Source organism: Cupriavidus plantarum (assembly GCF_905397285.1).
Classification (GTDB): domain Bacteria; phylum Pseudomonadota; class Gammaproteobacteria; order Burkholderiales; family Burkholderiaceae; genus Cupriavidus; species Cupriavidus plantarum.
This window is the reverse complement of the sequence record NZ_CAJPUX010000004.1, coordinates 148,137-167,076: the sequence shown is the minus strand read 5'-3', so window position 1 is coordinate 167,076 and position 18,940 is coordinate 148,137. Positions and strand designations below refer to the sequence as shown.

Here is an 18,940-nt window from a genome sequence, read left to right as displayed (position 1 = left end):
CGTACGTCGCTACCAGCGCCACCAATTACAGCGTCCATCCCCCATCGATCGTCAGACTTGCCCCCGTCACGAACCCGGCGTCATCCCCTGCCAGGTAGGAGACCAGACCCGCGATCTCCGACGGTTCGGCTACGCGCTTGAGGGGACTCATGCCGGCCAGGATCTCCGTAGCGCCAGCGTTGATGTCGGTATCGGTGGGGCCGGGCTGCACGTTGTTGACGGTGATGCCGCGCGGCGCAAGGTCGAGGGCGATGCCTTTGACCATGCCGGCGACGGCCGTCTTGGTCATCTGATAGACGCTGGATCCCGGTGTGCGGGTATGCAGCGCCACGTTGCTGCCGATCGTGATGACACGCGCACCGTCGCGCAGATGCGGCACCGTGGCCTGAATCGACAGATAGACCCCGCGTACGTTCACAGCCAGCATCGCGTCCAGGTCCTCCAGCCTGACTGCATCGACGGTCGCCATGCGGAAAATGCCCGCGTTGATCACGGTTACGCTCAGCGTGCCGAAGCGTGCCACGGCCTGCGCGACCGCATCGCGGATGGCGGCGGGATCGGCGCTGTCGGCGCGAATCGCGAACGCCTCGCCGCCTGCCGCCGTGACGCGCTCGACCAGTGCCTGTGCCTTGTCCGGGCTCGATACATAGGTGAATGCGACGGCGAACCCGTCTTTCCCGAGACGCTCGACCGTTGCCGCGCCGATGCCGCGCGAGCCGCCGAAGACGAGCGCGGCCTTGCGCGCGGGGGAAGGTGTCTGTTGCATGGGATTTCCAGTTATTGATTGATTAGTCCATAACACGGCAAAAAAATGCCGGCGACGTTCCCACCGGGAACCACCGACGCTTGAGAAGCTTCAGGAGGCCGCGAGTCTCCCTACTACAAAATCCGCCAGCCGCCGCATATCCGCAACGCCGGCGCCCGCCCGGGCCGCAACCTGGAAGCCGGTCATCGTGGTCTGCACGAATGCCGCCCCCTCGGCGGCATCGATGCGCGCGTCGATCTCGCCCATGGCCTGCCCTTCGCGAATCCGTTCGGCAAGGCGCGCGCCCAGCGCCTGCGATACCGTCTGCGCCAGTTTGCCGAGCTCCGCCTCGCTGGTACCGAACTCCCCCACCGCGCTTACGCCGAGACAGCCTAGCTTGCGCAGCGCGTCATCCACCGGTACCAGCCCGTTCAGCAGGTCGCGAATGCCCTCGAGCGGCGATGCCTTGCCATTGAGCCGCGTCAGATGCGCGCCGAGCATGTTCTGCTGGTAGGTTCGCAAGACCTCCAGATAGAGCTGCCATTTGTCGCCGAACGCGTTGTACATGCTCTGCCGGCCGATACCCATGGCCTTCAGCAGGTCGTCCGTGGACGTCGCGGCGAAGCCCTTCTGACGGAAGAGCGTCATGGCGCTGGCCAGCGCGGCGTCCCGATCGAATTCTCTTGGTCTCACCATGGATCGAAAGATAGTTGTTATGGACTGATGTGTCAATAATAAATGACGGGGCGGATCACCGTGCCGACGCCTCGGCCCTCAACAATGCCAAAAAGTTTGCCATGGTCTCGTTCTGCCCACCCCGGCGCCACACCGCGCCCACTGGTCCAAACGAGCCGACGTCGGCAATGGGCAATACGGTGACCAGGCCGAGGCTGGCAAGGTGGCGGGCAATCGCCGCGGAGCAGACGCCGATATAGGTGCTGCCGCGCACGACGGACTCTAGGACGACGACCGATCCCGTCTCGATGCTCGGCTTGATGCCCGCGCCGCCGCGTTCCAGCAGCGTGGTGTCGAGCCGCACGCGCATCAGTGTCTCGCGTGGAGGCATCACCCATGCATACTGGTACAGGTCCGCCCATGACACCGCCGCCGCTCGGGCAAGCGGGTGGTCCGGACTGACGACGATCGCGATGTCGTCGGCGAACAGCACCTCATGTTCGAGGTGCGGGCCATACGCGCGCGCATCGATCGACCCGACGATCAGGTCGTACTCGCGTTCTTCCAGCCGGCTCAGCAAGACATTGAACGTCCCCTCCGTGACCTGAAACGCCACGTCGGCATGCCGCGCCTGAAACGCGACGATCGCGCGGGGGATCAGATGCGCCACGCCCGCGGTCACGCTGCCGATATGGAGCCGCGCAACATCGCCCTTGGCCAGCGACACCAGTTCGTCGCTCGTCCGGCTGACTTCGCCCAGCACCCGCAGGGCAAGCTTTCGTACCGCCTCGCCGGCCGCCGTCAGTGTCATGCGCTTGCCGCGTAAGACCAGCTTCGCGCCCACGAGGTCTTCCATCTCGCTGAGCCAGTGCGAGACTGCGGACTGCGTCATATGTAATCGCTCTGCCGCCAGCGTCAGCGTGCCCGCCTCGTTGAGGACGAGGAAGGATTCAAGGTGGCGCATGCGCAGCCGCCGAGCCCATGCCACGGTGTCGGGAGACTGATCCATGAGTATTTACTCATACTTGGTTCGGAACATTTCACTGGCCGTTCCTTCGCCACCGCGCCAATATTGTCGCGCCTGCGGCCGCATGGCAATCGAATACTACCGCACACGAAGAAGGATACGACATGAGGAAAATCTCCATTGTGGGGAAACTGCTGGCGACGGTGCTCGCTATCAGTGCATCGGCTGCGGCGATGGCCTGCGGCGAGCCCGGCAACACGCGGCCGATCAAGCTGGTGGTGTCGCAGCAGGCCGGCGGCAGCACCGATACGCTCGCGCGCATGTGGGCGGAATACGTCGGGCGCGACATCGGCTCCACCGTGGTGGTGGAGAACCGCGCGGGCGCGGGCGGCGTGATCGCGGCCAAGTCGGTGCTGGCGCAGCCGGCCGACGGCTGCACGCTATTCCTGGCCGGCGTGTCGCAGATGGTGCTGAACAAGTTCGCTTACGCGCCGCTGAGCTACTCGCCCGAGAAGGATTTCACGCCGGTGGCCGTGCTCACCACGGTGCCGTTCGTGCTGGTCGCCAACCCCCAGACCGGCTATCGCACGCTCGCCGACCTGATCGCCGCCGCCAAGGCGAAACCGGGCGCGATCGATTTCGCTTCGTCGGGCGCGGGCAATTCCACGCACGTGGTCGTCGAGCTGTTCCAGAAGAACCAGAACATCCGCCTGACACATATCCCTTACAAGGGCGAGCCCGATGGCATCGTCGCCACGGTCGGTGGCCAGACGCAGGTCATGGCGCCGGTGATGGGATCGGCCATGCCGCAAATCAAGGCCGGCAAACTCGTGCCGCTGGTGCAGTTCGCGCCCAAGCGCGCCGCCGATCTGCCCGATGTCCCCACGGCCTCGGAACTCGGCCTCGTCGGCTTCGACGATCTCGGCTGGATGGGCGTGGCCGCGAAGGCGGGCACCCCGCCTGAAGTGCTTACGCGCCTGCACGCCTCGACGCAGCGATTCCTGGCGGACAAGGCCACCCTCGAAAAGCTCAAGACCATGCAGGTGGTGGCCATGCCCGGCCCCATGGAACGGTTGATGCAACTGACGGCGCGCGATACCGCCAAGGTGCAGGAAGCCATCGCAAACATCGAATTCAAGGCGAACTGACCATGTACGAGACCGGAATGGTGGTGTGCCCGCAGCCGGAGGCCGCGGAATCGGGCGTCGAGATCCTCAGGGCGGGCGGCAACGCGGTCGATGCGGCGGTCGCCTGCGCGCTGGCGCAGACCGTGGTCGACCCGCTGATGTGTGGCATCGCGGGCTTCGGCACGGGCGTGGTGTACAAGCCCGAAGGCGCCGTGCACGAGTACTTCGACTTCCATGCCACCGCGCCCGGCAGCGCGCGGCCCGACATGTGGGCGGATATGCTCGAAGGCGAGGCGCGCGACGGCTTCGGTTTCTTCATCAAGGACCGCGTCAACGACATCGGCTATCAATCGATCGCCACGCCGGGCACGCTGCGCGGTCTCGAAGCGATGCACGCCGCGCACGGCCGCCTGCCGTGGGCGGAAGTGGTGGCCCCCGCCATCGCGTGGGCGCGCGACGGCTACTTCGTGCGTCCTGGCATGTACGCGTTCTGGAACGATGACGCGACGCTCGGCCGCGCGAGCAACCGCGAGCGGCTGGCTTTCAGCGCGTCCGGCCGGGCGATCTACTGCAAGGACGATGGGCAACCGAAGACCATCGGCATGCCCATCGTCAACGGCGACTATGCGTCGGTGCTCGCGGAAATCGCGCAAGCCGGCGCCGATGCGTTCTATTGCGGCGCGATCGCGGACCGCATCGATGCCGATATGCGCGCGCATGGCGGCCTGCTCACGCGCAAGGACCTCGAGACCTATCGCGTGATCCGGCAGAAGCCGCTCGTGGGCAAATACCGCGATCGCGTGGTGACGACGAACCAGCCCCCCGGCGGCGGTGCGATGCTGCTGGAGATGCTCCATGCGCTGGAACGTTTCGACATCGGCGCGATGGCGCACAATTCGCCGGAGTACATGCGCATCGTCTGCGAAGTCATGAAGCAGGCCACCGTGGACAAGGACCTGCATATCGGCGATCCCGAATTCGTCGACGTGCCGCTTGCGGACCTGCTGTCGGATGCGCGGGCGGACCGCACCGCCGCGGCGGTGCGCGCGGGCGAGCGTGTCGCCGTGACGCGCGTGAACCCCGGCCACGTCGTGCCGCGCGACACCACGCATCTCTCCGTGGTGGACCGCGACGGCAACTGCGTGTCGCTGACGCACTCGCTCGCCATGCCATCGGGCGCGATTACCCCGGGTCTCGGCTTCATGTACAACGGCTGCATGGGCGTGTTCGACCCGCGTCCCGGCCGCGCGGGCAGCATCGCGCCGGGCAAGCGGCGCTTCACGTCCTCCTGCCCGACCATCGTGTTCCGCGACGGCAAGCCCGAGATCGTGCTCGGCGCGCCCGGCGGCACGCAGATCGCGATGGGCGTGTTGCAGGCCATCATGAACGTGGTCGACTTCGGCATGCCGATGCAGCAGGCCGTCTCGATGCCGCGCTTCTCGTCGACGAGCAATGCGATCGACATCAGCAACCGCATTCCGCGATCGGTGGCGCGGGAACTGGAGAAGACCGGCTACGAGGTCATTCGCAATCCGTACAACTACACGATCGCGTGGGTGCATGCGATCCGCATTGTCGGCGCGATGCTCGAAGGCGGTGCGGACCCGGGACGCGACGGTGTGGCGTATTCCACCGCGGACATCGCTTAGCCACCCGTCAGCATCTGACGGGAATCCCTTGGTACAACCCCAGCCGCGCGTGGTGCCTTGCCCACGCGCGGTTTGCTATTTTGCGCGTCATACACTATGAATCACTCCATTCACGGTGCAGTTGGCGCAGTTGGAGCGACAAGTCGCTGGGGGGCCGTACGGTGGCTGACGACACGATCGATGTGGGCAACGTCGTAGCACCGGCCGCTGCTCACGCGGGCAACGGTGCGGCGGCGACCAACGGCCGCATCGAGCTCTATACCCAGGAGCCGATGGTCAACTGGCTAGGCCCGCTGCAACTCGCGCGCACGGGATTGCGCACGGCCGTCGCCACGACGCTCGGTGCTTTCGCCGATCCGCGCGAAGTGCAGGCGGCACTGATGCCGGTTGCCAGCAATCCGCCGCTGCAAGTGCCACAGGAGGTGGCCGCTACCGGCGATCCGGACGATCCCTACGATCCCGACAAGGGCGGCGTATGGATCGACTATCTGGCCGACACCGGCGACGGATGGGATTCCACTTACTCGATGGCGCTCTGCGTGAGCCAGCCCGTGACGATCGCGCAACCGGTGCCGCGCACGCTGCCCGCGAGCCGCGTGCTGCTGCTCGGCGGCGATCAGGTCTATCCGACGCCCGCGCGCAATGGCTATCGCACGCGCTTCCTCGATCCCTTCCGCGCGGCGTCGCCGGCACCCGTGTCCGACGCGCCGGCCAGCGATCCGGAAGCGCCCATCGCGATCCCGGATGCGCCGTGGATGCTCGCGACCCCCGGCAATCATGACTGGTACGACGGGCTGCGCGGGTTTGCGCAGTTGTTCTGCAACGGCAAGCCCGTGGGCCGATGGGTCACGAAGCAGCGCACGAGTTACTACGCGCTGAAGGTTCGGCCCGGGTGGTGGATATGGGGGCTCGATCTGCAACTGGAGTCGGCGATCGACCGTCCGCAGCGCGACTACTTCAACGAAATGCGCAAGGCATTGCAATCCGGGGATCGCGTCGTGGTGTGCACGCCGGAACCGAGTTGGGTGGACGAGGCCGAGCGCGTCCAGCGCGAAGGACGCAAGGCGTTGCCGTCCATCGAAACGCTCACGCCGCGTTTCCGGAGCCTGCGGGAAATCGAGGTACTGCTCGGCGAGCACCTCGCGCTCGTGCTGGCGGGCGATTCGCATCACTATGCGCGCTACGCTCCGCTGCGCGCCACGCAGGCGGGCATGCAGGCGCCCCAGCGCATCACGTGCGGGGGCGGGGGCGCGTTCCTGCACGGCACGCATGCGTTGCCGGATCCGCCCAAGCCCATCACGGTGGCGGGCGTGAAGCAGCATTACACGCTCGCGGCGGTGTATCCGGACAAGCCCACCTCCAGGCGATTGCGCGACCGCGCATGGCGGCTGCCCACCCGCAATCTGTCCCTGTGCGGCGTGCTGGCCGTGCTGTATCTGTTATGGATCTGGATGGTGCAAAGCGCCAGCAAGGTGCCGAGCCCCATGCGCGGCGGGCGCAGCGTGATGGAGGTGCTCGCCGATCTGCCGCCCTCGATCGGCGATGCGGGGGAGGCATGGCGACAGGTGTTCTGGGCGGTTGCGCATAGTCCCGGGTCGGTCGTGTACGTATTGGCGATCGTCGGCTGGTGCGGCGCGCTGTCGGCGTCGGGCGTCAAGCGCGCGACGTATCTGGCGTTTCTCGCTGGCGCTGTGCATGGGCTGCTGCATGTTGGACTGTCAGTGGCGGTGTTCTGGCTGATGGGGCGCGTCAACCTGTACCGACTCGGCTTGGGTGCCGACGATCTCCGCCAGGTCGCATTGTTCGTCGCCGAGACGCTGGTGCTTGGGGGCACGCTGGGCGGTCTGTTGTTCGGTGTGTGGATGGTGCTGACCAACCGGGCATGGGGTCTGCATGCGGAGGAAGTGTTCTCCTCCCAGCGCATCGAGGACTACAAGTGTTTCCTGCGCATGCGCTTCGAAGACGACCGGCTCACCGTCTATCCGCTGAAACTCGAACGCGTCTGCAAGCGATGGACGCTGGGGCGCGGCGCCAGGGTGCTGACGCAGATCCAGAGCACGTGGCGTTTGCGCGTGCAGCCCGGCGATCATGGTCCGCGTTTCGTACCCGAGAACGGCGAGCCATCGCCCCCGGCAAGCGTGCGGCTGATCGAGCCGCCGATCGAGATCCTTCGTCCACCCCCACATTGAGTGCCGCCATGAGTGCATGCGACTACGACGCGATCGTCATCGGCAGCGGCTTCGGCGGCGCGGTTTCCGCCTGCCGTCTCGCGCAGGCGGGGCGCAAGGTGCTGGTGCTGGAGCGTGGCCGCGAATGGACGCCAGGTACATACCCCCGCGGCGTGGACGCGCCGTGGTTATGGGATCAGGCGTATCCGCATCGCTTCAATGGCTGGGCGGACCTTCGCACGTTCCGCGATGTGTGGGTCATCGCCGGCGCCGGGGTCGGCGGCGGTTCGCTGATCTACGCGAACGTGTCTGTCGAAGCGAAGCCCGAGGTGTTCCTGCGCGGCTGGCCGCCCGAGATCACGTACGAGGTCCTGCAGCCGTACTACGAAGAAGTCGGCCGCATGCTCGATGTGCAGACCGTACCCGTGGGGCAGGAAAGCGCGCGAGAGCGGCTGATGCGCGAGGCGGCCGAACGATGCGGCTGGGGCGATCGCTTTCGCAAGCTCCCGCTGGCGGTGAGCTTCTCGCCCAACTGGTCGCCGAATCTGCCGGACGCGCGCGCGGATCGCCACTCGGTCGCATTCGTCAACGCGCACGGCAAGATGCAGGGCACGTGCGTGCATTGCGGCAACTGCGATATCGGCTGCCAGGTCAGCGCGAAGAACACGCTCGACCTCAATTACCTGGCCGTCGCCAGAACGTATGGCGCGGAGATCTGGCCGCTGCATCTCGTGCACAAGCTGGAGCCGCTCGGAAAGGGCTGGCGCGTGCATTTCGAGCGGCTGGAGACCGGCACGCACGCACGGATACCGGGCAGCGTGACGGGCACAAGCGTGTTGCTCGCCGCGGGGTCCATCGGCAGCACGGAACTGCTGCTGCGCTGCCGGGACGAACATCGCACGCTGCGTGGGCTCTCGCCGAGGCTGGGATTCGGGTGGGCGCACAACGGGGATTTCGTCACGCCGGCGTTTTATCCGGACCGGCGGGTGTCGCCGTCGCATGGCGTGACCATCTCCTGCGTGATCGATCTGCTCGATCGCGCGGGGCCCGGCTTTCAGTCACTGTTCGTCGAGGATGGCGGCATTCCCGACCTCGCGCACAACTTCATCCACGACAGGATCCGCAGGTCCCCTCGCGGCAAGCTGCGACGCTTCTGGCGGGAGTTGGGCGCGATAGTGTCGGACGGCGATCCGCTCGAGACGATGATGCCGTGGTTCGGCCAGGCGCTGGAGCCCGGCGACGGGCAACTGCTGCTGCGGCGGAAGTGGTATGCGCCGTGGCGGCGCGCATTGAACCTGTCATGGTCGTATCGTGGCTCGGCACCGGTGATCGAGAGCATGATCGCGGCGCATCGCATGCTGTCGGAAGCCACCGGCGGCCGGGTGCATGTGCCGCCGACGTGGACCGTGCTGCGCAACCTCGTCACGCCGCATCCGCTCGGCGGCTGCAACATGGGCGCGTCGCCGGCCGATGGCGTCGTCGATGGGCGCGGACGTGTGTTTGGCTATGACGGGCTGTACGTAATGGACGGCGCGATCGTGCCACGCGCGCTGGGGCTCAACCCATCGCGCACGATTGCCGCGCTGGCCGAACGTAATGTCGCGCTAATGCTGCATTGACCAGCGCAGGCCGCAGCGATGCGGGACCCGGCTACAGTACGCGGCCAAACCACCAAAGCGAGAGCATGCCGGCGATCGTGGCGAGGATTGCGCCCAATGCCGCGAAGAACGCCGTGACTTCGATCTGGTCCCGCTTGCCCAGCGAGAGCCTGGCATGCAGGGCCTCATACACCTGCGTCAGCTTGCTCGCATCCTCGAGTCGGAAGTACTGGCCGCTGGTGGCATCGGCCACCTGCTTCAGCGCCTGTTCGTCGAGCTTGACGCGGGATGACAGGCCATCGACCTTGAGCACGACGCCGTCGGTGGTGCCGACGCCCACGGTGTAGATGCGCACGCCGTTCTCGGCCGCCAGTTGCGCGGCCTGCAATGCCGCCGGTCCGGCGTTACTCTCGCCGTCGGAGAACAGGACGATGGCGCCCGCCGCGTAGGAGCCGGGCTGCGCGGCCTCGGGCGGCGGACCCGCGTTGCTTCCCGAGCCGCCAGCGGCGCCGTTCGCCGCCGGTTTCGGCTTCCGGACCGGAATCGCGTCATCGTCATCGCTGAGCATCCGCGCGGCATCGTTGTTCAGTTGCGGCAGCAGTGCAGTCAATGCGATAAGCAGGCCATTGCCAAGCGCGGTGCCACCCTGCGGCTGAAGCTTGTCGATGGCTGTGGCGACCTCGTCCTTGTGGCGGCTCGGCGCCTGTGCGAGCGCCGCGGTACCCGCCATGGCGACCACGCCCGTGCTGACACGCGAGGGCTGCGCATCCACGAGGACCTTCGCGGCCTGCTGCGCGGCACGAATGCGGCTCGGTTTCACGTCCTGCGCGCGCATGCTGCCCGACAGGTCGATGACGAGGATCACCGTCTCGATGCGCGAAGGCAGGGTCATGATCGCCTGCGGGCGTGCAATGGCCACGACGAGCGAGGTCAACCCGAGCAGCGCCAGCACCGGCGGCACGTGGCGCCGCCATCCCGCGCCCGATGTCTGCGCGGGTCCGATCGTCTTCAGCGCGGGATAGGCGATGGCTGTCCGCCGCCGACGTTTGTCGAGCCAGACGTATCCCACCGCCAGCAGCAGCACCAGCGCGAGCAGCCACAGCATGCTGGGCCACAGGAAGCTGAGCACCGGAAGACGGTCGATGGCGTCCATCACGCGGCTCCCTTGGCGAGCGTCTCGGCGTTGACGCGGCTCGCGCTCTGGCGGTGCTGTTGCTGCCGTGCGAAGTGCAGCAACGCGAGGTCGAGCCGCGCGTATGTCGACAGCTCGAGGCACGCCACGCCCGCGCGCGCCAACCCCTGGCGCAGTTCCGCCTCACGCGCTTCGGCGGCCTCTGCAAAGCGCTTGCGGAAGGCGGGGTCGTGCGTGTCGACGAACAGCTGTTCGCCGGTCTCGGCATCCTGCAGCACCACGAGGCCGAGGTCCGGCATGGCGGTCTCGAGCGGGTCGACGAGCCGCACGGCCACGACTTCATGGCGGCGCGCGAGCGTGCCGAGCGCGGCCTGCCAGCCCGGCGTGCTGATGAAATCGGAGACGACGAACATCACGGAGCGTCGCGTGGCCACGCCCCGCGCGCGATCGAGCAGGTCGCGCAATTGCGTGTCGCCCGGCGATGCGGCGGGCGTTGCATGCATGCGGTCGATCATGTGCAGCAGATGGCGGCGGCCCGCGCGCGCGGGGATCACGGCGGCGCTCGGCTCGTGCCGGGGGGCGTCTCGCTTGCCGGCGTTCTTGTCCGCCCCCCTCGATCCACCATAGAGCACCGCGCCTACGCGGTTGCCATAGCGCGTCAGCAGCAGCCCCATCACCGTGGTGAAATCGCCGAGCACATCGCGTTTGCTCACCTCGCCGGAGCCGAAGCCGATGGACCCACTGAGGTCGAGCAGAAACCAGACCGACACCTCGCGGTCTTCCTGGAACTCGCGGACGTGCGGCACCTGCAATCGAGCGGTGACGTTCCAGTCGATATGGCGGACATCGTCGCCTGGCTGGTATTCGCGCAGATCGGCAAGGTCGAGACCAAAGCCCCGGAACAGCGTCCGGTAGTCGCCCTGCAGCAGCCCATCGAGCCGCCGCACGACGGTCCACTCCAGCCGCCGTACCAGCGCATCGGTATGGCCGGAACCGAGCCCGGCGCGCTCGCCTGACGGCGAGGGCGCGGCAGAAGAGGGCGCGGCCTCCGCGCCGCGCTGGCGCTTACCGCGCAGCCGCCCGAACATGGGATTCCAACGGGCGTTCGGGAACGGGCAGCACCTTGAGGATGCGTGCGATCAGCTGGTCCGCCGTGATCCCATCGGACATCGCCTCGTACGAGAGAGCAAGCCGGTGGCGCAGCACGTCGGGCACGAGGTCGATCACGTCTTCGGGCAGCGCATAGTGCCGCGCGCGCAGGTAGGCCAGCGCGCGGGCGCCTTCGATCAGACCGATGGTCGCGCGCGGGCTCGCGCCGAACGTCACGTAGCGGTCCATGTCCTCGAGGCCATACGCGCTGGGCTTGCGCGTGGCCGCGACCACGCGCACCGCATACTGGATCAGACCCGGGTCCACGTACACCCGGCGGCACTCGTCCTGAAGCTCTGCCAGCAATTCCGGCGTGGCGATCGCGCCGACGTTCATGCGCGGGCCCGTCACGCGATTGACGATGACGACCTCTTCTTCCTCGCTCGGATAGCCGACGAGCACCTTCATCATGAAGCGGTCCACCTGCGCCTCCGGCAGCGGATAGGTGCCTTCGGTTTCGATCGGGTTCTGCGTGGCCATGACGAGGAACGGCGCGGGCACGCGGTGCGTCTCACCGGCGATCGTCACCTGCTTTTCCTGCATGACCTCGAGCAACGCGCTCTGGACCTTGGCTGGCGCGCGGTTGATTTCATCCGCGAGCAGCAGGTTGGCGAACACCGGCCCCCGCACGGTGGAAAACTCCCCCGTGCCCTGGTTGTACATGCGCGTGCCGATCAGGTCGGCAGGCAGCAGGTCCGGCGTGAACTGGATGCGCTTGAACGTCCCGCTCATCGTGCGCGCCAGCGTGTTCACCGTCAGCGTCTTGGCGAGCCCCGGCACGCCTTCCACGAGCAGGTGGCCGCCCGCGAGCATGGCCACGAGCACGCGCTCCAGAAAGTGGTCCTGACCGACCACGACGCGTTTTACCTCGAACAGCAGGCGCTCCATCATGTTGGCGCTGTCCGCAGCACCACGGGCTTGGTCGTTCATAGGCCTCCGCGTCTTAGAAAGGGGAAGATCCGAGGGAACCGCCTGCACTTTCGATCGTGATCGCAAAGCCGATGCCGATGAAGGTGCCGCTCTGGCTGGGGTTGAGGATGGCGGTGACGATGCCGACCACTTCGCCGTTCATGTTGACGAGCGGCCCGCCGGAATTGCCGGGATTGGCCGCCGCGTCGAACTGGATCAGCTTGTCGAGCTTGACCTTGCTGTCCGGCGAAATGAACTCGCGATCGAGGCCCGACACCACGCCAGCCGATACGGATGGGCCGATGCCGAACGGAAAACCCACGGCGACCACTTCCGAACCCGGCGCGAGGTCGCGGCTGGAACCGAGGGTTGCCGCGGGCAGGTCGTCGGGAATCGACATCGGCTTGACGATGGCGAGGTCTTTTTCGGGAATCGCCTGTACGACTGTGGCCTCGGCCACATAACCGTCGTGAAAACGCACTTCCAGGCGCCGGGCGCCCGCCACGACGTGATAGTTGGTGATGACGGTACCGCTCTCGGTCACGACCACGCCAGAGCCGATATGGCTCGGCTCGTCGTCACCCGCGGGCGCGCCCTTGGGTCCGGTCGCGTCCTTGCGGCGGTCGTTGGACTTGTCCTTGCCACCGGAGGGATCCCTGGTGGCATCGCGTGCGGGATCCTTCGCGAGTTCGTCGGGGCGGGAGGGTCCGGGCGGCGGTGGCTTGGCCGATTTGCCCGCGCGGTCCTGTCCGGAATCCTTCTTATCCGGCTTGCGCTTCGGGTCCTGCTTCTCCGCTTTTTTGGGGGGGGCGTTGGGCGAATTGGGTGCCGCGGCGGCGGCGAGGGTCTTCTCGGAGGGGGAGTAACCGCGGATCTCGACGACCGATTCGCGCACCGCTTCGGCGGCGCGCGCGGTGCGCGATGGCAGACTCTTCGTTGTCAGCGTATGCAGGACCGCTGCATCGATGTCCGCCTGCGTGAGCACACGGGGCTTGGGCTGCGCGAGCCAGACGGTCCCCACACCGGCAGCAAACACCAGTGCGATCGACACCGCGATCCATCCGTAGACCGTCACCCGCTTCATTGCAGCCTCCGACGTCCCGTACCGCTTTCAAAAATACAGTACCATCCTCTTGTCCACGCGCCAAGGAGCAGGGCATGCAGTTTATCTGGCCGCAAATGCTCTGGTTGCTGCTCGCGCTTCCGTTGCTGGCAGCGGCCTACGTCTATCTGCTCGCGCGGCGGAAAAAGATCGCGCTGCTTTATGCCAGCCTTGCGCTGCCGCGCGCTGCATTAGGTCCCCGCCATCGTGTGCGGCGCCACATCCCGCCTCTCCTTTTCTTTTTCGCACTGACCGCCGCGATTCTTGCGTGCGCGCGGCCCAGCGCGACCGTGACATTGCCTGCTGATGTGCTCACGCTGGTATTGGCCGTCGATACTTCACGCAGCATGGAAGCCACGGACGTGGCGCCGTCCCGCATCGTTGCGGCCCAGCAGGCCGCGCGCGATCTGATCGTTGGGCTGCCTTCGAGTGTCCGGCTGGGCATTGTTACGTTTGCGACGACCGCCACCGTCGTGCAGCCCCCGACGAACAATCGGCAAGATATGCTCGATGCGCTCGACCGCTTCCAGCTACAGCGTGGGACCGCGACAGGCAGCGGTTTGATCCAGGCGTTGGCGGTGCTGTTTCCGGACGATGGAATCGACCTCGAGAACATCCTGTTCAACGGCGGCACCGCATGGGAGCGCGGCAACCGGACGGGCTCCCTCGACGAGGCCGCGGCGGCGGATGCGGCGCGGAAGCGCCAGCAGCAACGGCCGGCAGCGGAGCCGGGTTCCTATCGGCATGGCGCGGTGATCCTGCTGAGCGATGGCCGCCGGACGACGGGTCCGGATCCGATCGAGGCCGCGCGCATGGCCGCCCAGCGTGGCGTGCGTGTCTATACCGTGGGCTTCGGTTCGCCGCAGGGCGTGACCGGCGGCGACAATAGCCTGTCCTACTTCATGCAGCTCGACGAACCCGCGCTGCGCGCGGTCGCGACCATGACGGGCGGTGAGTATTTCCAGGCGGGCTCGGCCTCGGATCTCAGCAAGGTCTACCGCCAGCTTACCGCGCGCTTTGCGCTCGAGCGCAAGGAGACCGAAGTCAGCGCGCTGTTCGCGGCCGGCGCGGTGTTGCTGCTCGTTCTGGCCGGAACGTTATCGATTCTCTGGTTCCGGCGCTGACGGCGGATCGCCGAGGGACGGCGTTACTCTGTGATGGGGTCGCCGACCCGCTTGCCGGAGGCGTCGCCGAACGGCGTATCGTCCGCGTGTTCCGCAGGAGGTTCTTCCAGCGCGGGCGCATACTCCACGCGATTGCGTCCGCGTTCCTTGCCGCGGTACAGGGCCTGATCCGCGCGCGAGATGGTGCCGTGGATCGTGTCGCCGTCCTGCACGCATGCGACGCCGAGGCTGGCCGTCATCTGCCCCGTGACGGAGAACGTGCGCGTGGCGATGGCGTCGCGCAACGTTTCCGCGAAGCGCACGGCATCGTCGAGGTTCGTGTCCGCGCAGATCAGCAGGAATTCCTCGCCGCCCCAGCGGCCCACGGTATCGGTGACGCGCTTGACCTCGAGGATGCAGCGCGCGATCTCCACGAGCACGCGGTCGCCGACCTGGTGCCCGTAGGTGTCGTTGACCGACTTGAAGCGGTCGACGTCGAGCAGGATGATCGAGAACGGCATGCCGTCGTGGCGTGTATAGGCCAGCGCGCTGTTCAGTACCTCGTCCAGATGGCGGCGGTTGAACACACCCGTCAGCTGGTCGGTCTTGGAGACGACTTCCAGCTGCCGGTTCTTTTCGACAAGTTCGGCCTGCGTGGCCTGCAGCCGGCGCAACACGCGGTTGAAGCCGTCGATCACGCTGTCGAATTCGGTACGCCCGAGCCGCGACAGTTCGTCGAGGCGGTCGCCCTGGCTCGAGGCAAGCCGGAACAGCGCCGTGCGCAGATGCTCCAGCGGGCCGAACACCATCCGCAGCCCAAACGTGAGCAGCAGCACCAGCACCACATCGATCGCGACTACCTCGGTCAGGCCCTGCACCATGGCGGCGCGCAGGGCCTGCCGCATGTTGTCGCGCGTGAAGCGGATAATCGCCTTGCCGATCGGCTGGGCGCGACGATCGGCGTCGATGTCGTCCGGCGGATAGATCGTCACCTCGCTGAGCACATCGTGCGTGCGCGTGGCCGAGCAGGCCGAGGCGTGCATGGCCGGCCGATGCACTTCCGCGTAGATCTCCTGCCCATCCGGCGAATAGATGCACGCGCCCGTGACCTCGGGGTGGATCAGCGTGGCCTCCAGCGCGGTGCGCAGGATATCGACGTTGAGTGCCCAGGCGGGACCGGCCAGGCTTTGCCGCAGGCCGTCCGTCACCTCCACGCGCGTCCGTTCGAAGCGCTGCTCCAGATCCTGCCGCAACTGCCATTGCCGATGCGCGGCGAATGCCCCCAGCGTCGTGGTCGTGGCAACGATAAACAGGACGATCATCCTGTTCCGGATCGAACGAACCGGCGGCAGCAGTGGCATGAAAGCGCGATCTCGGGAGTCAGGTCAGCATTCTATTCATCCACGGCCTTGTCGAACAACTGCCGGAAGCGGGCCAGCTCCGGATGCGATTCCTCGTACTTCTTGCTGAAGCCGATATGCACGGTCTCGTTCTTGATCGTCAGCACGCGCCGGGACTTGTAACGCATGCGTTCGGGAATGCCCTGCGCCTCCAGCGTGATCAGCGCCTCGTTGATGACGACGCTCGGGTTGACCACGCAGTCGATCTCCTGAACCAGCATCTTCTTGACCAGGTCGTGGAACTCGTGACCCTGCACGAGCTCGATCTTGCCCGCGGCCACCATGTTGAAGAAAGGCTTGCCCGGAGCGAGGTAGCCGCGTTGATTGCCGAAGCGCAGTCCGGCAAAGTCGTCGGGGTAGGTCCGGAAAGTCCGGCCTTCGATCGAATCGCGATTGCAGTGCACCGCGACCTCCTCGGTATAGAAGGCCTTGGAATGATTGAGGAAAGGGCGCTCGGCGGGGCGGTAGTAGACGCCGAGGATGCCCGCCGCATTGCCGTTGCGCGCTTCTTCTACCGTGCGCGCCCACGAGGCAAAGCGGATCTGCACTTTGTACTCTGGCATCCGCTTGAGCACGCGCTTGAGGTTCTCGACATAGGCGCCCTTGGGCACGCCGTTGTCTTCGAACGACAGGGGCCGCTGGCCGGATTCGGAGTACAGGACGATGGTGATGGGCTCCGCCGCTGACGCGGTTGCGATGGAGAACCACAAAGACAAGGTGAGGGAGCCTGCAACGACGGCAGCGAAGACGGCAGCAAAGCGGCGCGGGCGGAAGCGATGAATATCCATGGTGATGCGGCGCAGAATGCGTTGAGTGCTCTGCTGCGCACACCCGCAACACGGGTTCCCCGCAGTCAGCCCCTGCGGAGCTTTAACGGCAAAGTCAGAACGAAATTGAGCAAACTGAAGCGTTCGCCTAAACGCCCGCGATGGCCTGCCGCATCAGCAGGCCCGACAGCACGAACATCGTCACCCCGATGATTGCATCGAGCACGCGCCAGGCCACCGGGCGGGCGAACCATGGTGCGAGCCAGCGCGCCCCGAACCCGAGCATGCCGAACCAGCACAGGCTGGCCGCACTCGCTCCCGCGACGAACCAGATGCGCAGCGTCGCCGCCTGTTGCGCGCCGATGCTGCCGACGAGCAACACGGTGTCGAGATATACGTGCGGGTTCAACAGCGTGAACGCCGCCGCCTGGGCGAGCGCCGCGCGACGGCTGACGCCGCCGCGCGCTTCCGTCGCCTCCAGCCGCTGGTCGTGTCGCGCGCGTTGCAGCGCGCGCCAGCCATACACGGCGAGAAATGCCGCCCCGGCGAACGCCAGCCATCGCGCGAGGGCCGGACGTTCGCCGAGCGCTTGTGCCATACCCAGCACACCGGCGCCAATCAGCAATGCGTCGGCTGCCGCGCAGAACGCGACGATCCAGCCCACGTGTTCGCGCCGCAGCCCCTGCCGCAGTACGAAGGCGTTCTGCGCGCCGATCGCCACGATCAGGCCGAAGCTCAGCGCCACGCCTTGCGCGAACACGGCTAGCGAGGGGGAAGGAATAGAAAGTGCAATCGAGTCCATGCGCGCAGCTTGCCCGTCTTCCTGAATGAAGACAAACTATCTTGTCTTCATCGACATTAGGTGGGCTTAACGATGCTGGACTACGCTGCCCTGTCCGCGCTGGCGGCAGTGATCCGCGAGGGGAGCTTCGAGCGCGCTGCCCGCGCGCTGAACGTCACGCCGTCCGCGATCTCGCAGAGAATCCGGCTGCTCGAGGAGCGCGTCGGCTGTGCGCTGGTCGTGCGCGACCAGCCGTGCCGCCCGACCGAGACCGGGCGCCGCTTATGCCAGCACGTCGATCGGGTGCGGCTGCTCGAGCAGGAATTGCAAGGCACGCTGCCCGCGCTCGCCCCGGAAGGGGTGACTCGCGTTGCCCTGCCCGTGGCCGTCAATGCGGACAGCCTCGCGAGCTGGGTCGCGCCGGCCCTCGCAAGATTCGCCGCCGCGCATCCGGTGCTCATGGAGGTGGCCGTCGACGACCAGGACTACACGACCGAGTGGCTACGCAGCGGCGCGGTCATGGCCGCGGTGACGGGCACGGCGCGGCCCGTCACCGGATGCAACAGCCAGCCGCTCGGCGCGATGCGCTATGTCGCGGCCGCGAGCCCGGCCTTCGTCGCGCGGTACTTCGCGGACGGCGTTGGCGCCGGCTCGCTCGCGCGCGCGCCGAGCCTCGTGTTCAACGTCAAGGACGCGCTGCAGTCGCGCTGGGTCCGGCGGTTGTGCCACCGCGATGTCGAATTGCCGCGGCATACCTTGCCGTCGACGCACGCGTTCGTGGTCGCCACCGTGGAGGGGATGGGGTGGGGCCTGCATCCGCGAGCGCTGATCGCCGGACACCTGGCGGACGGCTCCCTGGTGGAGCTGTTGCCCGATGCCCCGTTGGACGTGCCGCTGTACTGGCAGCACGCGCGCGCGGCCTCCGCGTTGCTTGACGGGCTGAGCCGGGAGGTCATGGCCGCCGCGCGCGCGATGCTGCTCCCGCCATAGCGGCGCGTTGTGCGGCTTCGGGGGAATTTCCAGCGCATGCGGCGATCACACCTGCATGACCGAACCGCCTTCGCCCCGGGACGACACCCGTCCCACGGCCGTACCGCCGTCACGCGGACTATCGCGCTGGAGCGTACCCGCGACGATCGTAGCGATCGTGTGGGTGGCATGGCCGTGGGTAAAGCCGGCGATCGACCGTGTCATCTACGCGGGCCAGCTCGCCAGCCTGCCCGCGCCCACAGCGTTGCCCGTGCCCGTGCAGGGCGTGTCGCGTCAGGCGTTGCGCGACACCTGGGGCGGCGCGCGATCGGGCGGCCGTCGGCACGAGGGCATCGACATCTTCGCAACGCGGGGCCGCCCCGTGTTGTCGGCGACCGAAGGCATCGTGACGCGCACGGGCACCAATACGCTCGGCGGCAACGTCGTGTGGGTCATGGGGCCGGGCCGTCAGATGCATTACTACGCGCACCTCGAACGCCATGGCGACGTCGGCCCGGGGGATCGCGTAGCCGTTGGCACAGTGCTGGGCTATGTCGGCGACACGGGCAACGCGCGCGGTACGCCCCCGCATCTGCACTACGGCATCTATGCGGCGGGCGGCGCGATCAACCCGTATCCGATGCTCAGGAACGCGTCCGACGCGCGGCCGGCCGCCTCGCCCCGATAGCCGAATCGTTC

17 protein-coding genes are annotated in these 18,940 nt (G+C 66.9%); 7 read left to right on the top strand and 10 right to left on the bottom strand.

What is annotated here, in order from left to right:
- Positions 1-25 precede the first annotated feature (25 nt).
- From KHP16_RS18345 to KHP16_RS18335, 3 genes are all read right to left on the bottom strand, one after another.
- Complete coding sequence (locus tag KHP16_RS18345; protein ID WP_211960852.1) at positions 26-766, bottom strand: SDR family oxidoreductase; 741 nt, start codon at positions 764-766, stop codon at positions 26-28.
- 90 nt (positions 767-856) lie between these two features.
- Complete coding sequence (locus tag KHP16_RS18340; RefSeq protein ID WP_244835870.1) at positions 857-1,393, bottom strand: TetR/AcrR family transcriptional regulator; 537 nt, start codon at positions 1,391-1,393, stop codon at positions 857-859.
- A gap of 103 nt (positions 1,394-1,496) precedes the next feature.
- Positions 1,497-2,429 carry a LysR family transcriptional regulator gene (locus KHP16_RS18335; RefSeq protein WP_244214853.1) on the bottom strand — a complete coding sequence of 311 codons (933 nt, stop codon included), beginning with the start codon at positions 2,427-2,429 and terminating at the stop codon, positions 1,497-1,499.
- Positions 2,430-2,551: 122 nt separating this feature from the next.
- On the opposite strand from KHP16_RS18335, the gene KHP16_RS18330 reads away from it, so the two are divergent.
- From KHP16_RS18330 to KHP16_RS18315, 4 genes are all read left to right on the top strand, one after another.
- Positions 2,552-3,535: a Bug family tripartite tricarboxylate transporter substrate binding protein gene (locus tag KHP16_RS18330; protein ID WP_211960850.1), complete on the top strand. Its 984-nt coding sequence runs from the start codon at positions 2,552-2,554 to the stop codon at positions 3,533-3,535.
- Between the two features lie 2 nt (positions 3,536-3,537).
- Entirely contained in the window at positions 3,538-5,163 is a 1,626-nt protein-coding gene (gene ggt, locus KHP16_RS18325; RefSeq protein WP_109584528.1) for a gamma-glutamyltransferase, read from the top strand.
- 161 nt (positions 5,164-5,324) lie between these two features.
- On the top strand, positions 5,325-7,352 hold the full coding sequence (locus KHP16_RS18320; protein ID WP_244835868.1) for a preprotein translocase subunit YajC: 2,028 nt from the start codon (positions 5,325-5,327) through the stop codon (positions 7,350-7,352).
- Between the two features lie 8 nt (positions 7,353-7,360).
- Entirely contained in the window at positions 7,361-8,950 is a 1,590-nt protein-coding gene (locus KHP16_RS18315) for a GMC oxidoreductase (RefSeq protein WP_211960849.1), read from the top strand.
- A 31-nt stretch (positions 8,951-8,981) separates the two neighbouring features.
- Here the strand turns inward: KHP16_RS18315 and KHP16_RS18310 are convergent, their stop codons facing one another.
- Genes KHP16_RS18310 through KHP16_RS18295 form a run of 4 tightly spaced genes read right to left on the bottom strand, consistent with a single transcriptional unit; the run spans position 8,982 to position 13,203 of the window.
- A complete protein-coding gene (locus tag KHP16_RS18310; protein ID WP_179594556.1) occupies positions 8,982-10,085 on the bottom strand; it encodes a VWA domain-containing protein in 1,104 nt (367 codons plus the stop codon).
- Positions 10,082-11,149 (bottom strand): DUF58 domain-containing protein, encoded by a 1,068-nt coding sequence (locus tag KHP16_RS18305; RefSeq protein ID WP_179594557.1) that lies wholly within the window; start codon positions 11,147-11,149, stop codon positions 10,082-10,084. Before KHP16_RS18305 ends, KHP16_RS18310 begins: the two co-directional genes overlap by 4 nt.
- Complete coding sequence (locus tag KHP16_RS18300) at positions 11,127-12,140, bottom strand: AAA family ATPase (RefSeq protein ID WP_211960848.1); 1,014 nt, start codon at positions 12,138-12,140, stop codon at positions 11,127-11,129. Before KHP16_RS18300 ends, KHP16_RS18305 begins: the two co-directional genes overlap by 23 nt.
- Positions 12,141-12,153: 13 nt before the next feature.
- Positions 12,154-13,203 (bottom strand): S1C family serine protease, encoded by a 1,050-nt coding sequence (locus KHP16_RS18295; protein ID WP_109584533.1) that lies wholly within the window; start codon positions 13,201-13,203, stop codon positions 12,154-12,156.
- A 74-nt stretch (positions 13,204-13,277) separates the two neighbouring features.
- On the opposite strand from KHP16_RS18295, the gene KHP16_RS18290 reads away from it, so the two are divergent.
- Complete coding sequence (locus KHP16_RS18290; protein ID WP_211960847.1) at positions 13,278-14,345, top strand: VWA domain-containing protein; 1,068 nt, start codon at positions 13,278-13,280, stop codon at positions 14,343-14,345.
- 23 nt (positions 14,346-14,368) lie between these two features.
- Here KHP16_RS18290 and KHP16_RS18285 read toward each other — a convergent pair whose 3' ends face one another.
- From KHP16_RS18285 to KHP16_RS18275, 3 genes are all read right to left on the bottom strand, one after another.
- Positions 14,369-15,685 carry a GGDEF domain-containing protein gene (locus tag KHP16_RS18285; protein ID WP_179594558.1) on the bottom strand — a complete coding sequence of 439 codons (1,317 nt, stop codon included), beginning with the start codon at positions 15,683-15,685 and terminating at the stop codon, positions 14,369-14,371.
- Between the two features lie 32 nt (positions 15,686-15,717).
- Positions 15,718-16,440 (bottom strand): substrate-binding periplasmic protein, encoded by a 723-nt coding sequence (locus tag KHP16_RS18280; RefSeq protein ID WP_183084836.1) that lies wholly within the window; start codon positions 16,438-16,440, stop codon positions 15,718-15,720.
- Between the two features lie 199 nt (positions 16,441-16,639).
- Positions 16,640-17,293 (bottom strand): LysE/ArgO family amino acid transporter, encoded by a 654-nt coding sequence (locus KHP16_RS18275; protein ID WP_179594559.1) that lies wholly within the window; start codon positions 17,291-17,293, stop codon positions 16,640-16,642.
- A 72-nt stretch (positions 17,294-17,365) separates the two neighbouring features.
- On the opposite strand from KHP16_RS18275, the gene KHP16_RS18270 reads away from it, so the two are divergent.
- Together KHP16_RS18270 and KHP16_RS18265 are read left to right on the top strand one after the other, a co-directional pair.
- Positions 17,366-18,262: a LysR family transcriptional regulator ArgP gene (locus KHP16_RS18270; protein WP_211960846.1), complete on the top strand. Its 897-nt coding sequence runs from the start codon at positions 17,366-17,368 to the stop codon at positions 18,260-18,262.
- A gap of 55 nt (positions 18,263-18,317) precedes the next feature.
- A complete protein-coding gene (locus KHP16_RS18265; protein ID WP_211960845.1) occupies positions 18,318-18,929 on the top strand; it encodes a M23 family metallopeptidase in 612 nt (203 codons plus the stop codon).
- Positions 18,930-18,940: the final 11 nt, after the last annotated feature.